Annotated in this window: 10 protein-coding genes; 8 read left to right on the top strand and 2 right to left on the bottom strand. The window is 60.9% G+C overall.

What is annotated here, in order from left to right:
- Window positions 1-9 precede the first annotated feature (9 nt).
- Window positions 10-456 carry an Hsp20 family protein gene (locus tag HU727_RS16590; protein WP_186532617.1) on the top strand — a complete coding sequence of 149 codons (447 nt, stop codon included), beginning with the start codon at window positions 10-12 and terminating at the stop codon, window positions 454-456.
- Window positions 457-591: 135 nt separating this feature from the next.
- Here HU727_RS16590 and HU727_RS16585 read toward each other — a convergent pair whose 3' ends face one another.
- The gene (locus HU727_RS16585) at window positions 592-3,870 is read right to left on the bottom strand and encodes a PAS domain S-box protein (protein ID WP_186532616.1); all 3,279 of its coding nucleotides are present in this window, start codon (window positions 3,868-3,870) and stop codon (window positions 592-594) included.
- 64 nt (window positions 3,871-3,934) lie between these two features.
- Window positions 3,935-4,825, bottom strand: a complete 891-nt coding sequence (locus HU727_RS16580; RefSeq protein WP_186532615.1) for a LysR family transcriptional regulator — start codon at window positions 4,823-4,825, stop codon at window positions 3,935-3,937.
- A 139-nt stretch (window positions 4,826-4,964) separates the two neighbouring features.
- Here HU727_RS16580 and leuC point away from each other — a divergent pair, with 139 nt between their 5' ends.
- From leuC to HU727_RS16545, 7 genes are all read left to right on the top strand, one after another.
- Window positions 4,965-6,383 carry a 3-isopropylmalate dehydratase large subunit gene (gene leuC / locus HU727_RS16575; RefSeq protein WP_186532614.1) on the top strand — a complete coding sequence of 473 codons (1,419 nt, stop codon included), beginning with the start codon at window positions 4,965-4,967 and terminating at the stop codon, window positions 6,381-6,383.
- 11 nt (window positions 6,384-6,394) lie between these two features.
- Window positions 6,395-7,039, top strand: coding sequence for a 3-isopropylmalate dehydratase small subunit (leuD, locus tag HU727_RS16570; RefSeq protein ID WP_186532613.1), 645 nt, complete (start codon window positions 6,395-6,397; stop codon window positions 7,037-7,039).
- Window positions 7,040-7,177: 138 nt separating this feature from the next.
- Complete coding sequence (locus HU727_RS16565) at window positions 7,178-7,945, top strand: class I SAM-dependent methyltransferase (protein ID WP_186532612.1); 768 nt, start codon at window positions 7,178-7,180, stop codon at window positions 7,943-7,945.
- Window positions 7,946-7,999: 54 nt separating this feature from the next.
- Complete coding sequence (gene leuB / locus HU727_RS16560) at window positions 8,000-9,082, top strand: 3-isopropylmalate dehydrogenase (RefSeq protein ID WP_186532611.1); 1,083 nt, start codon at window positions 8,000-8,002, stop codon at window positions 9,080-9,082.
- A gap of 66 nt (window positions 9,083-9,148) precedes the next feature.
- Window positions 9,149-10,261, top strand: a complete 1,113-nt coding sequence (asd, locus tag HU727_RS16555; protein WP_186532610.1) for an aspartate-semialdehyde dehydrogenase — start codon at window positions 9,149-9,151, stop codon at window positions 10,259-10,261.
- 275 nt (window positions 10,262-10,536) lie between these two features.
- Window positions 10,537-11,547 carry an aspartate-semialdehyde dehydrogenase gene (locus HU727_RS16550; protein WP_186532609.1) on the top strand — a complete coding sequence of 337 codons (1,011 nt, stop codon included), beginning with the start codon at window positions 10,537-10,539 and terminating at the stop codon, window positions 11,545-11,547.
- 208 nt (window positions 11,548-11,755) lie between these two features.
- Window positions 11,756-14,404 carry a motility hub landmark protein FimV gene (locus tag HU727_RS16545; protein WP_186532608.1) on the top strand — a complete coding sequence of 883 codons (2,649 nt, stop codon included), beginning with the start codon at window positions 11,756-11,758 and terminating at the stop codon, window positions 14,402-14,404.
- The last annotated feature ends 112 nt before the right edge of the window (window positions 14,405-14,516 follow it).

Here is a 14,516-nt window from a genome sequence, read left to right as displayed (position 1 = left end):
ATTTGAATCATGAGTACTGCATTTTCCCTCGCGCCACTGTTCCGTTCCTCGGTGGGTTTCGACCGTTTCAACGACCTGTTCGAAACCGCACTGCGCAACGAGCCAGGCAGCAGCTACCCACCCTACAACGTTGAAAAACACGGTGATGATCAATACCGTATCGTTGTGGCGGCCGCCGGTTTCCAGGAAGAAGACCTGGACCTGCAGGTCGAGAAAGGTGTGCTGACCATCAGTGGCGGCAAGCGTGACTCTGACGAGAACGTCACGTTCTTGCACCAAGGCATCGCTCAGCGAGCCTTCAAACTGTCGTTCCGTCTGGCCGATCACATTGAGATCAAGGACGCTGCTCTGCGCAATGGTTTGCTGAGCATCGACCTGCTCCGTGTGGTCCCGGAAGAAGCGAAAGCCAAGCGCATCCCGATCAACGGAGCGCAGCAGGCCGCGCTGCAGCATTGATTGATGTGCTGACGCACAATCGTCTGAACGGGCGATAAGCCGCTGGACAAAAGGCCCCGATACCTCGGGGCCTTTTTTGTGGGCGCAGCATCCATGTCGGCGGAAGACCTTCGACAACTCTGCGTCGCTTCCGCCTTACGGCAAAAGCTTTTTAAGATCCTCCAGCGCCACGGGCCGGCTGTGCAGATAACCCTGATACAGGTGGCAGCCCAGGCCCTGCAAAAATGCCAATTGCTCCGGCGTCTCCACGCCTTCGGCAATCACTTCCAGCTCCAGGCTGCGGGCCATCGCGACGATGGCGCGAATGATCTCGGCGTCGTTCGGGTCGGTGGTTGCATCGCGGATAAACGACTGGTCGATTTTCAGCGTATCCACTGGCAAACGCTTCAAATAGGTCAGCGATGAATAACCGGTGCCGAAATCGTCCATCGCAAAACTCACCCCAAGCTTCTTCAAACGTCGCATTTTGCTGATGGTGTCTTCCAGATTCTGTATGACGATACCTTCAGTTATTTCCAGTTTCAGTAGGGAGCAGGGCAGGCCGTGGCTGGTCATGCTGTGTTCGATGCGTTCGACGAAATCGTTCTGGCGGAACTGCCGAGGGCTGATGTTCACGCACAGACTGAAATCGTGCGGATCGACGAGCTTCAGGGCGATAAGTTGTTTGAAGGCGTTGCAGGCCTCGTCGAGGATCCACGTGCCGACTTCGAGAATCAGGCCGCTGTCCTCCAGCACCTTGATGAACTCGGTGGGCGATTGCGCGCCAAGTTGGGGGTGGTTCCAGCGCACCAGGGCTTCGGCGCCAATGATGCGGTTATCGCGGGCATCGACCTGTGGCTGAAAATGCACGTCGAACTCGCCGCGTGACAGTGCCAGACGCAGGTCGGTCTCCATGCGCAGCCGTTCGCTCGCCGCTTTTTGCATGGTGTTGTGGTACATCTGCGTGGTGTTGCGCCCGGAGTCTTTGGCCCGATAGAGGGCGATGTCGGCACGCTTCAGCAGGTCGGTGGGCGTTGAGCCGTGATCGGGAATCAGCGCCACGCCGATGCTCGGTGTCACCTGCAGGCGCTGGCCGTCGAGAAACATCGGCTCCGATAGCAGCTCTCGCAGGGTGTCGGCCAGCGCGCGCACTTGCGTGCTGACTTCGTTGCGCGAGCCTTCGAGGCCGCTGAGCAACACCACAAATTCGTCGCCGCCGAGCCGCGCCACCGTGTCTTCCATGCGTACGCTGGCTTCGAGCCGTGCGGTGATGATTTTCAGCACGGTGTCGCCGACCGGGTGGCCCAGCGAATCGTTGATGTGCTTGAAGTGATCGAGGTCGAGGAACAGCAACGCGCCCCGCAGATTGTGGCGCTTGAGCAAGGCAATCTGCTGGCTCAGGCGATCCATCAGCAGGGCGCGGTTCGGCAGGTTGGTCAGCGGGTCGTGATACGCCAGGTGACGGATCTGCGCTTCGGCGTTTTTCAGCAGGCTGACGTCCCGTGCAGTGAGCAGCAGGCAAGCGTGTTCGTTCAACGTTATCGGCTCGACCGAGACTTCCACGGTCAGGATTTCCCCGCGCTTGTTGCGCCCAAGCATTTCCTGATGGTGCACGCGTCCCTTGATTTGCAGCTCGGCCAGCAATGCCGCGCGCTGTTTTTCCTCGGCCCAGATTCCCACTTGATAGACGGTTTTACCCACCACTTCGTCGGCGCGATAGCCGGTGAGGCGACAGAATCCGTCGTTGACCTCCAGATAGCGCCCGGTGTCGCGCTCGGTGATGGTGATGGCGTCGGGGCTGGAGTGAAACGCCTTGGCGAACTTCTCTTCGCTGGCTTTCAGTGCCGCTTCCGAACGTTGCTGCTGGGTGATGTCGCGCAGCGTAGTGACGATGCATGGCTGGTTGCCGACGCTGATCTGCCGGCTGGAAATCACGCACGTCAATGACTTGCCGTCCTTGTGCTGGACAAGGATGGCGACGTTGCTCAGGCCCTGTTCGCGAATCACCCGCTCGATGCGTTGCAGGCTCTTCGCCGAGGCGTCCCACAGGCCGATTTCTTCGGCGGTGTGACCAATCACGTCGCTGGCGCTCCAGCCAAAGGTCTGGCTGAAGCTTGAGTTGATCTCGATGAATTCCCCGGTTTCCTGGCGCGTGACGCAGATGGGGTCGGGGCTGACCTGAAACAATGTGGCGAATTTCTCCTCCGAGGCGACCAGGCGCTGTTCGCGCTCCACCTGATCGGTGATGTCCAGCAGCGTGCCGGCCATGCGCAGCGGCGCGCCGCTGTCATCACGATAGAGGCGGGCGCGACTTTCCAGATAACGCGAGCTGCCGTCGGGCAATTGCACGCGATAGGTCAGTTGGTAGTTGCCGGCGGGGCCTTCACGCAGGCTACGGTAGGCGTCGCGCATGGTTTCGCGTTCCTCGCCCGGTACCCCTTCGAAAAACGCTTCGAAAGACTCATGAAACGGGATCGGCTCCAGCCCGTGCAATTGCGCGGCGCGCGCCGAGCCGTAGAGCATCCCGCTGGGAATGTGCCAGTCCCAGGTGCCGAGTTGCGCTGAATCGAGCGCCAGGTCGAGGCGTTCCTGGCTGTCCTTCAGGGCATGTTCGGCGGCTTTGCGCTCGGTGGTGTCGAGGAAGGTGCTGAGCAGATAGGGCTGGCCTTCGAGCTCAACCTTCTGGGCGCTGAGGATGCCGTCGTGAACCTGCCCGTTGCTGGCGCGAAACTGCACTTCCATGCTGACGAGTTCGCCCTTGGCCTTGGTTTTTCTGACCAGTTCGGCGCGTTGCTCGGGGTGCACCCACAGGCCCAGCTCGAGCGTCGTGCGGCCGATGGCGCTTTGCACCGGCCAGCCGAACAGACTTTCGAAATACTGATTGGCCTCGCTGATGAGGCCGTCTTCCTGGCGGGTCAGGAGCACCATGTTCGGGCACAGGTGGAAAAGTGTAGCGAAACGTTTCTCCGAGCTGCTGAGGGCCTGTTCGCGTTGGCGTTGATGGGTGATTTCACGGATCACCCCGATCATTCTCGGGCGGCCGTGTTTGTCCGGCAGCAGACTGCCGCTGATTTCCAGCCAGTGCAGGCTGCCGTCGGGCCAGCGGATGCGGTGGTGCATCGCCTGTTCGATGGGCGCGCCGGCAATCACCGCGTGGAAGGCGCGAACGGTTTTTGCGCGGTCTTCCGGCGGCAGCAGATCGAGGTATTCCAGATCGGCGGGCAAGGGTTGTCTCGGGTCAAAACCGAACAAGGCCTGGGTGCCCCGCGACCAGCTGATCTGCCCACGCTCGATGTCCCAATACCAGGCACCGAGCCGCGCACCGTTGAGCGCGGCCAGCAATTGTGGCGCGCTCTCCCAGCTCTGCTCGGAATGTCGCGGATCAACAGCCTGGATACGCGGCATCGGCGGAATTCGGTCAACAGATTTCGGCATTGTCAGCGGGCCTTGGGCTGAGTGGCGTTAGGCACAGGGGGCGGCTCTATAGGAGTAGCACAAGTCAGGCCTGAATCCCTGGCCGATCGATTTGTGCATCCAGCAATGCCATAAAGGCTTTCGCTGCATTCGATAGCGTCCGTTCGGTGTGCAAGATATAGCCTAGCTGGCGAGTGAGCTGTATGCCCGGCAATGCGATGCTCGCCACTTGCTCATCAAGCATCGTGCGCGGCAGTACGCTCCAGGCCAGGCCGATGGAAACCATCATCTTGATGGTTTCCAGGTAGTTGGTACTCATCGCAATGTTCGGCGTCAGGCCTTGCGCTTCGAACAAGCGCTGGACGATGTGGTGGGTAAAGGTGTTGCCACCGGGGAACACCGCTGGATGGCCGGCGATGTCCGCCAGACTGACGGCGCCGTTGTTGATCAGCGAGTGCTCCGGGGCCACCACGAAATCCAGCGGGTCGTCCCACACGGGCGTCGCTTTGACCAGGGCGTGCGGCTCCGGCGCCAGTGTAATGACCGCCAGTTCTGCGCGGCCGTGGAGAATTTCTTCGTAGGCCACTTCTGAATCGAGGAACTGAATATCCAGCGCCACCTGTGGGTAGCGGCGCGTGAATTCCCTTAATAGAGGCGGCAAACGGTGCAGGCCGATGTGGTGACTGGTGGCCAGGGTCAGGCGGCCACTGACTTCGCCGGTCAGGTTGGTCAGGGCGCGGCGGGTGTCGTCGAGCACGTTGAGAATCTGATAAGCCCGCGGCAGCAGGGCGCGTCCGGCTTCGGTCAGACTGACTTCGCGGCCGAGTCGATCGAACAGGCGCACCTTCAATTGCTGTTCCAGGCCAGCGATTCGTTTACTGATGGCCGGTTGCGTCAGGTGCAGCCGCTCGCCGGCGCCGGAGAAACTGCCCGTCTCGGCGATGGCGATAAAGGCGTTGAGGTTAGCCAGGTCCATGTCCCATTCCAGTTGGTTATCCAAAGCATGAAAAATATGAATTTGAGTTATTTAATCTAACCCCATAGGATCGGCCTCACAAGCCAAAGGGTTATCGATAAGCCCAGGGCATAGAAACAAGCTGATGAGGAACCGTCTGATGGCCGGCAAAACGCTCTACGACAAGCTCTGGGATTCGCATTTGGTCAAACAGCGCGACGATGGCTCAGCGCTGATCTACATCGACCGTCACATCATCCATGAAGTGACTTCGCCGCAAGCCTTCGAAGGCCTGCGTCTGGCCGGGCGCAAGCCTTGGCGCATCGATGCGAACATAGCGACCCCGGACCACAACGTACCGACTACACCTGAGCGCAAGGGCGGTATCGAAGCCATTGCCGACCAGGTGTCGCGTTTGCAGGTGCAGACCCTCGACGACAACTGTGATGAATACGGCATCGTCGAGTTCAAGATGAACGACGTCCGCCAGGGCATCGTCCACGTCATCAGTCCGGAGCAGGGCGCGACCTTGCCGGGCATGACCGTGGTCTGCGGCGACTCGCACACCTCCACTCACGGCGCGTTTGGCGCGTTGGCCCACGGTATCGGCACTTCCGAGGTCGAGCACGTGCTCGCCACTCAGTGCCTGGTCGCCAAGAAAATGAAGAACATGCTGGTACGCGTCGAAGGCCAATTGCCGTTCGGCGTGACCGCAAAGGACATCGTCCTCGCGGTGATCGGCAAGATCGGTACCGCTGGCGGTAACGGCCATGCCATCGAATTCGCCGGCAGCGCCATTCGCGACTTGTCCGTGGAAGGCCGCATGACCATCTGCAACATGTCCATCGAAGCCGGCGCCCGCGTGGGTTTGGTGGCGGCGGATCAAAAGACCATCGATTACGTGAAGGGCCGTCCATTCGCACCAAAAGGCGAGCAATGGGACATGGCCGTCGAAGCCTGGAAAGAACTGGTTTCCGACGCCGACGCCACCTTCGACACCGTGGTCGAACTCGACGCTACACAAATCAAACCGCAGGTCAGCTGGGGCACTTCGCCGGAAATGGTTCTGGCCGTTGACCAAAACGTGCCGGACCCGGCCAAAGAGATGGATCTGGTCAAGCGCGACTCGATCGTCCGCGCCTTGAAATACATGGGTCTGACCGCCAATCAGGCGATCACCGACATTCAGCTCGATCGCGTATTTATCGGTTCCTGCACTAACTCGCGCATTGAAGATTTGCGCGCCGCTGCCGTGATCGCCAAGGGCCGCAAGGTCGCTTCGACCATCAAGCAGGCCATCGTCGTGCCGGGCTCGGGCCTGGTGAAGGCGCAGGCCGAGGCCGAAGGTCTGGACAAGATTTTCCTTGAGGCTGGTTTCGAATGGCGTGAGCCGGGTTGCTCGATGTGCCTGGCCATGAACCCGGACCGTTTGGAGTCGGGCGAGCACTGTGCCTCGACCTCCAACCGTAACTTCGAAGGCCGTCAGGGCGCCGGTGGCCGTACCCACCTCGTCAGCCCGGCCATGGCGGCGGCGGCAGCGGTGAACGGCCGTTTCATCGACGTTCGTGAATTGATTTAAAGGAGCGCAGCATGAAAGCTTTTACCCAGCACACTGGTCTTGTCGCGCCTCTGGATCGTGCCAACGTTGACACCGATCAGATCATTCCCAAGCAGTTTTTGAAGTCGATCAAGCGCACCGGGTTCGGTCCGAATTTGTTCGACGAGTGGCGTTATCTCGATGTCGGCCAGCCGTATCAGGACAACTCCAAACGGCCACTGAACAAGGACTTCGTTCTCAACGCCGAGCGTTACCAGGGCGCCAGCGTGTTGCTGGCCCGTGAGAACTTCGGCTGCGGCTCCAGCCGCGAACACGCGCCATGGGCGCTGGAAGAGTACGGTTTCCGCAGCATCATTGCGCCGAGCTATGCCGACATTTTTTTCAACAACAGCTTCAAGAACGGCTTGCTGCCGATCATCCTCAGCGACGCCGAAGTTGATGAACTGTTTAAGCAGGTTGAGGCCGAGCCGGGTTATCAATTGCAGGTCGATCTGCAAGCGCAGACCGTGACCCGTCCCGACGGCAAGGTGTACCGCTTCGAGATCGATGCGTTTCGCAAGCATTGCCTGCTCAACGGCCTGGACGATATCGGCCTGACCCTGCAGGACGGCGATGCGATTGCGACGTTTGAGGCGAAACATCGGATCAGCCAGCCTTGGTTGTTCCGCGAGGCGTGATTGATGTGAGATTGATGTAGTCAGGGCGGGCCTCTTCGCGAGCAGGCTCGCTCCCACATTTGAAATGCATTCCCCTGTGGGAGCGAGCCTGCTCGCGAAGGCGGCAGCTCAAACAACACAACTTACAGGATGTGACCCATGACCAGCACCGCGCAGCACAGTCAGGTTGTCCAGAAGCAATTCGGTGAACAGGCGGCCGCTTACCTGAGCAGCGCCGTTCACGCCCAGGGCACTGAGTTCGCACTGCTGCAGGCCGAACTGGCCGGGCAGGGCGCAGCCCGGTTGCTGGACTTGGGGTGTGGGGCCGGTCACGTCAGTTTTCACGTGGCACCGCTGGTCAGGGAAGTGGTGGCTTACGACCTGTCGCAGCAAATGCTCGATGTCGTCGCCAGCGCTGCCGCTGATCGCGGCCTGGCTAACATTGTCACCGTCAACGGCGCCGCCGAGCGTCTGCCGTTTGCCGATGGCGAATTCGATTTTGTCTTCAGCCGTTATTCGGCGCATCACTGGAGCGATCTCGGCCTGGCCCTGCGCGAAGTGCGCCGGGTGCTGAAACCGGACGGTGTGGCGGCGTTCGTTGATGTGTTATCACCAGGCACGCCGTTGTTCGACACTTACCTGCAAAGCGTCGAAGTGCTGCGCGACACCAGCCATGTGCGCGATTATTCCGCTGGCGAGTGGTTGCGGCAGGCCAGCGAGGCCGGTCTGCATGTGCGCAGCACCACGCGTCAGCGCCTGCGTCTGGAATACACCAGTTGGGTGGAGCGCATGCGCACGCCCGACGTGATGCGCGCGGCGATCCGCCAGTTGCAGCTGTCGATGGGTAACGAAGTGCGCGAATATTTCGAGATTGATGCCGACGGTTCCTTCAGTACGGATGTGCTGGTACTGATGGCCGAACGATAAGAATTTTTCCCGGCGCGCCGTGAACGGCGCTCTGATTGAAGACACGAGGAAAGCATGAGCAAGCAGATTCTGATTCTCCCAGGCGACGGTATTGGTCCCGAAATCATGGCCGAAGCCGTCAAGGTGCTGGAACTGGCCAATGAGAAGTACAGCCTGGGCTTCGAGCTGAGCCACGACGTGATCGGCGGCGCGGCCATCGACAAGCACGGCGTGCCGCTGGCCGACGAAACCCTCGATCGCGCCCGTGCTGCCGACGCCGTGTTGCTGGGCGCGGTCGGCGGCCCGAAATGGGACACTATCGAACGTGACATCCGCCCTGAACGTGGCCTGCTGAAAATCCGTGCGCAACTGGGCCTGTTCGGCAACCTGCGTCCGGCGATCCTGTACCCGCAACTGGCTGATGCGTCGAGTCTGAAGCCGGAAATCGTGGCCGGCCTGGACATTCTCATCGTTCGTGAGCTGACCGGTGGCATCTACTTCGGCGCGCCGCGTGGCACCCGAACCCTGGACAACGGCGAGCGTCAGGCCTACGACACCCTCCCGTACAGCGAAAGCGAAATCCGCCGCATCGCCCGTGTCGGTTTCGACATGGCCATGGTGCGTGGCAAGAAACTCTGCTCGGTGGACAAGGCCAACGTGCTCGCTTCCAGCCAACTGTGGCGGGAAGTGGTCGAGCAGGTGGCCAAGGATTACCCGGACGTCGAACTGAGCCACATGTACGTCGACAACGCCGCCATGCAACTGGTGCGTGCGCCCAAGCAGTTCGACGTGATCGTCACCGACAACCTGTTCGGCGACATTCTGTCCGACGAAGCGTCCATGCTCACCGGCTCCATCGGCATGCTGCCTTCGGCCTCGCTGGACGCCAGCAACAAGGGCATGTACGAGCCTTGCCACGGCTCGGCGCCGGACATCGCCGGCAAAGGCATTGCCAATCCGTTGGCGACGATTCTGTCGGTGTCGATGATGCTGCGTTACAGCTTCAATCTGCACGATGCCGCCGATGCCATCGAAAAAGCCGTCAGCGTCGTGCTCGATCAGGGCTTGCGCACCGGTGACATCCATTCGGCCGGTTGTACCAAAGTCGGTACGCAGCAAATGGGCGACGCAGTAGTCGCCGCGCTGCGGAATCTGTAATCTCTCGGGCCCGCTGCGAAATTCAATACAAAGCAGCGGCCCACTTTTCAAGAAGGTGTAGTTGCGATGAAACGTGTAGGTCTGATCGGTTGGCGCGGGATGGTCGGTTCCGTGCTCATGCAGCGGATGCTGGAAGAGCAGGATTTCGATCTTATCGAGCCGGTGTTTTTCACCACATCGAATGTCGGTGGCCAAGGCCCGTCCGTGGGCAAGGACATTGCTCCGCTCAAGGACGCTTACAGCATTGACGAGCTGAAGACCCTCGACGTGATTCTGACCTGTCAGGGCGGCGACTACACCAGCGAAGTATTCCCCAAGCTGCGCGAAGCCGGCTGGCAGGGTTACTGGATCGACGCGGCGTCGAGCCTGCGCATGAACGATGACGCGGTGATCATTCTCGACCCGGTCAACCGCAAGGTCATCGACCAGCAGCTGGACGCGGGCACCAAGAACTACATCGGCGGCAACTGCACCGTCAGCCTGATGCTGATGGGCCTGGGCGGCCTGTTCGAGGCCGGACTGGTCGAATGGATGAGCGCCATGACTTATCAAGCGGCGTCCGGTGCCGGCGCGCAGAACATGCGTGAACTGATCAAGCAAATGGGCGCGACCCACGCCGCTGTTGCCGATCAACTGGCCGACCCGGCCAGCGCGATCCTCGACATCGACCGCCGTGTGGCCGAGGCCATGCGCAGCGAAGCGTATCCGACCGAAAACTTCGGCGTGCCGCTGGCCGGCAGCCTGATTCCCTGGATCGACAAGGAACTGCCAAACGGCCAGAGTCGTGAAGAGTGGAAGGCCCAGGCCGAGACCAACAAGATTCTCGGTCGCTTCAAGAGCCCGATCCCGGTCGACGGCATCTGCGTACGCATCGGCGCCATGCGCTGCCACAGCCAGGCGCTGACCATCAAACTGAACAAAGACGTACCGATCGCCGATATCGAAGGGCTGATCAGCCAGCACAACCCTTGGGTCAAACTGGTGCCGAACAACCGCGACATCAGCATGCAGGAGCTGAGCCCGACCAAGGTCACCGGCACCCTGAATGTGCCGGTCGGCCGTCTGCGCAAGCTGAACATGGGCTCGCAGTTCGTCGGTGCCTTCACGGTTGGCGACCAGTTGCTGTGGGGCGCGGCCGAACCGCTGCGTCGCATGCTGCGGATCCTGCTGGAGCGTTGATCGTTTGACGTAATGAGAGAGCCCGCGCCTGCACAAGGCGCGGGTTTTTTTATGCCTGGATATCTCCGGTTGCCCGGTCTGGCCTCATCGCTGGCAAGCCAGCTCCCACAGTGGTCGGGGTGGTCCACAAAATTCATGCACACCGCAGAAACCTGTGGGAGCTGGCTTGCCAGCGATGAGGCCGTCACAGCCGCCGCAAATCCCCGGCAGAAAATTGCCTGTGCGCCACCCACCCGGTAAAGTGCCGCTCCCCCCGTTTTGCCAGAGGTAGCTCCATGACCCAGACTTTCGATATCGCCGTTATCGGCGCCACCGGTACTGTCGGCGAAACCCTCGTACAGATTCTCGAAGAGCGCGACTTTCCGGTCGGCAACCTGCATTTGCTGGCGAGCAGCGAGTCGGCCGGCAGTTCGGTGTTGTTTCGCAACAAAAACGTGCGCGTGCGTGAGGTCGACGAGTTCGATTTCAGCAAGGTCAAACTGGTATTTTTCGCCGCAGGCCCCGCGATCACCTTGAGCTACGCGGCCCGCGTCCATGCCGCCGGTTGCTCGCTGATTGACCTGTCCGGCGCTTTGCCGGCCGATCAGGCGCCGCAAGTGGTGCCAGAGGCCAACGCCGAAATACTCGCCACCCTCAAAGCCCCGTTCCAGGTCAGCAGCCCGAGCCCGACGGCCACCGCACTTGCCGTGGTGCTCGCGCCGTTGCTCGATCTGATCGAGCTGCAATACGTCAATGTCACCGCCAATCTGGCCGTTTCCGCCCAAGGCCGCGAAGCTGTCAGCGAGCTGGCGCGCCAGACCGCCGAACTGTTGAACATGCGCCCGTTGGAGCCGAAATTCTTCGATCGGCAGATGGCGTTCAACCTGCTGGCCCAGGTCGGCACGCCTGATGCGCAAGGCCACACGCTGCTGGAAAAACGTCTGGTGCGCGAACTGCGGCAGGTGTTGGCGAAACCTTTATTGAAGATTTCCGCCACTTGCGTTCAAGCCCCGGTGTTTTTTGGCGATAGCATTAGCGTGACCTTGCAGTCAGCCAAGGCTGTCGACCTGCAAAAGATCAATGCAGCGCTTGAGGCTGCACCCGGTATCGAGCTGGTCGATGCCGGTGATTACCCGACTGTCGTCGGCGATGCGGTGGGGCAGGACGTGGTTTACGTTGGCCGTGTGCGCAGCGGAGTCGACGACCCGGCGGAACTAAATGTGTGGCTGACGTCAGATAACGTACGCAAAGGCGCGGCCCTCAACGCGGTGCAGTTGGCTGAGTTGTTGATAAAAGACCTGCTGTAAAAGATACTTGGCAACAATTTGTCGACTGATTCTAGGTGAGCGCTATGCTTGCCCGAGGCGCTCGATAACGTGTCACCCTCCGGGACTTTCCGGGGCAGCAAAGAAATGATCGTGCGCGGCGGCTGTCGTCGTCGCGCGCAATGCCTTACGGCAGCGGTATTCAGAAGCTTCTCGCTGGCCGAGGAACGTTCAAACAAAGGATGAGGCTATGGTTCAAGTTCGCAAACTGGTGTTAGCAATAGCGGCCGCCTCGGCGCTGTCCTCCGGTATGGCGCATGCCCTCGGGCTCGGGGAGCTGACCCTGAAGTCGACCCTGAACCAGCCGTTGGTGGCTGAAATCGAGCTGCTCGACGTCAAGGACCTCACCGCCGCCGAGGTGGTGCCAAGCCTGGCTTCACCCGAAGACTTCGCCAAGGCCGGCGTCGATCGCCAGGCCTTTCTGAGTGATCTGACGTTCACCCCGGTGCTCAACGCCAACGGCAAAAGCGTGTTGCGCGTGACTTCGAGCCAGCCGCTGTCGGAACCGATGGTGAAATTCCTCGTGCAAGTGATGTGGCCCAATGGCCGTCTGCTGCGCGATTACAGCGTGCTGCTGGATCCGTCGAAGTTCTCGCCGCAGACCGCTGACGCCGCCGCGCAACCGGCACCGTCGCAGACGATCACCGCGCCGACCACTGGCACAACCCATCGCAATCAATACACCACCACGCCGCGCGACACTCTGTGGGAAATCGCCGCGAAGGCGCGCAACGGCGGGTCGGTACAGCAGACCATGCTGGCGATTCAGGCGCTCAATCCGAATGCGTTCATTGATGGCAATATCAACCGCCTGAAAATCGGACAGGTGCTGCGTCTGCCGGATCCGGTTCAAAGCACGGCGTTGCCACAGTCCGCGGCGATTGCCGAGGTGGCGGCGCAGAACGAAGCCTGGCGTCAAGGTCGTCGCTACGTGGCAAAGCCTGGCACCGGTCAGCAGCAACTTGATGCGACCAATCGTGGTCGTGGCAATACCGGTGCGGCGCAAGACACTCAGGACAACCTGAGCCTGGTTTCTGCCGAAAGCGCCAGGCCCGGCGCAAAAGGCCCGGCGGGCGATGCCAGGGCGCTGAGCAACAAACTGGCGATCACCCAGGAAAACCTCGACACGACCCGTCGTGACAACGAGGAACTGAAGAGCCGCATGGCTGATCTGCAAAGCCAACTCGACAAGCTGCAAAAGCTGATCGAGCTGAAAAACAACCAGTTGGCGAAGATGCAGGCCGATGGTTCGGGCGCTGCACCGGCTGCCAACGGCGCCGTGCCGCCAGTGCCTGCAATCACCGCCGAGTTGGCCTCGACCCCGCCAGCCACCCCGGCCGAAGCCGCTGCTGCCTCGCCAACGCCAGAATCGGCGATTGCTCCGCCGGCCGAAACGCCGGTTGAACCGGTCGTCGAGCCGGTGGTTGAAACGCCTGCCGCCGCCGATGACAACAAAGCCTTCAACGAACTGCTGACCAATCCGATTCTGCTGGGCCTGATCGGTGGCGGTGCGGTGGTTCTGCTGCTTCTGCTGTTGTTGCTGGCGCGTCGTCGCAAAGCGCAGCAGGAAGCTGAAAAGCACCTGCGCATGGCGCGAGCGCTGGCGGAAGAGCAAGAGTTCTCGGCCGAACACGATCTGCCGGAAAGCAGTTTCGCAGGCCTGGAAACGCCAGCGGCGAGCGTCAAGCTCAATACACCTGCTCCGGCGCCGGCGCCTGCAGCGGTCGTCGCCCCGGTGGTGATGGCGACGCCGATCGCGGCGCCACTGGTCGCCCCGGCCGCCGAGCGCTCCGACGACGTGCTCGACAAAGCGCAATCGCACATCAACGCCGGTCGCCTGAATCAGGCCGCCGCGTTGCTGGAGGAGGGCGTCAGTCTCGAGCCGCAACGCAGCGATCTGCGACTCAAACTGATGGAAGTTTACGGCCAGCAGGGCGATCGCGATGCGTTCGTCGCTCAGGAACGTCAATTGATGGCCAACGGTGACAACTTCGCCAAAGTGGAAGCATTGAAAAGCCGCTTCCCGGCCATGGCGGTTGTTGCGGCCGGTGGGTTGGCGGCGGCTGCCGTCGCTGCCGAGCTGGACGCGCAGTACGTCAAGGATCTGCTGCAGGACGAGCCGGAAACGACCGAGCCAGCAGCTGATGACCTGGACACGGCTTTCGATTTGAGCCTGGACGATCTCGACACCATCACCCCGATCGATCCAGCGCCTGCCGTTAAGCCAGAAGCACCGGCGGAGCTGGACGCGTTTCCGGCTGAAGACGATCTGAGCTTTGCTTCGGTGCTGCAAGAGCAGACCGAGATGAAGGAAAATCTGGACGATCTGTCGGATTTCGATCTCGACATGGATTTGGGCGCCGAGCCGTCGCCGACCACCCTGGCGGAAGACGACTTCCTGTTGGATCTGGACGACGGCGTGAAAGATCTGCCGCCCGTCGAGGCACCAGTCGTGGCTGATGAGCCCCAGGATGATCTGGAATTGCCGGCCGATTTCGACCTGTCGCTTGCGGACGAAATGGACACCAACCCTGCCGCCGAACCGGACGCCTTCGCGGCCGAGCTCGACGACGTCAACGCCGAGCTGGATCGGTTGTCGCAGAGCATTGCCGAACCGACCTTCACCGAGGCGGACGCAGCGTTGGGCGATGATCTGGGCGAAGACGATTTCGACTTCCTCGCCGGTACTGACGAAGCCGCCACCAAACTCGATCTGGCCCAGGCTTACATCGACATGGGCGACGCGGATGGCGCCCGGGATATCCTCAACGAGGTGTTGACCGAGGGCAACGAGACGCAGCGCGGCGAAGCCAAGGACATGCTGTCGAACCTGGCGTAAGCTCAGCGGTAAACGGAAACGGCAGCCCAGTGAGGCTGCCGTTTTTGTTTGGGTTTCAGGAACCAAAAAATATCGCAGCCTTCGCCAGTTCGTACATGAGATTGCGTTCTCT

It is taken from the genome of Pseudomonas khorasanensis (assembly GCF_014268505.2).
GTDB classification, from domain to species: Bacteria; Pseudomonadota; Gammaproteobacteria; order Pseudomonadales; family Pseudomonadaceae; genus Aquipseudomonas; species Aquipseudomonas khorasanensis.
Note: the sequence above shows the minus strand (reverse complement) of the source record. Positions and strands in the feature narration are given on the sequence as shown.

Bases quoted from the DNA above. Each gene is read 5' to 3' on its own strand.
- HU727_RS16590 (WP_186532617.1), top strand. From the start codon at position 10: ATGAGTACTGCATTTTCCCTCGCGCCACTGTTCCGTTCCTCGGTGGGT.
- HU727_RS16585 (WP_186532616.1), bottom strand. From the start codon at position 3,870: ATGCCGAAATCTGTTGACCGAATTCCGCCGATGCCGCGTATCCAGGCT.
- HU727_RS16580 (WP_186532615.1), bottom strand. From the start codon at position 4,825: ATGGACCTGGCTAACCTCAACGCCTTTATCGCCATCGCCGAGACGGGC.
- leuC (WP_186532614.1), top strand. From the start codon at position 4,965: ATGGCCGGCAAAACGCTCTACGACAAGCTCTGGGATTCGCATTTGGTC.
- leuD (WP_186532613.1), top strand. From the start codon at position 6,395: ATGAAAGCTTTTACCCAGCACACTGGTCTTGTCGCGCCTCTGGATCGT.
- HU727_RS16565 (WP_186532612.1), top strand. From the start codon at position 7,178: ATGACCAGCACCGCGCAGCACAGTCAGGTTGTCCAGAAGCAATTCGGT.
- leuB (WP_186532611.1), top strand. From the start codon at position 8,000: ATGAGCAAGCAGATTCTGATTCTCCCAGGCGACGGTATTGGTCCCGAA.
- asd (WP_186532610.1), top strand. From the start codon at position 9,149: ATGAAACGTGTAGGTCTGATCGGTTGGCGCGGGATGGTCGGTTCCGTG.
- HU727_RS16550 (WP_186532609.1), top strand. From the start codon at position 10,537: ATGACCCAGACTTTCGATATCGCCGTTATCGGCGCCACCGGTACTGTC.
- HU727_RS16545 (WP_186532608.1), top strand. From the start codon at position 11,756: ATGGTTCAAGTTCGCAAACTGGTGTTAGCAATAGCGGCCGCCTCGGCG.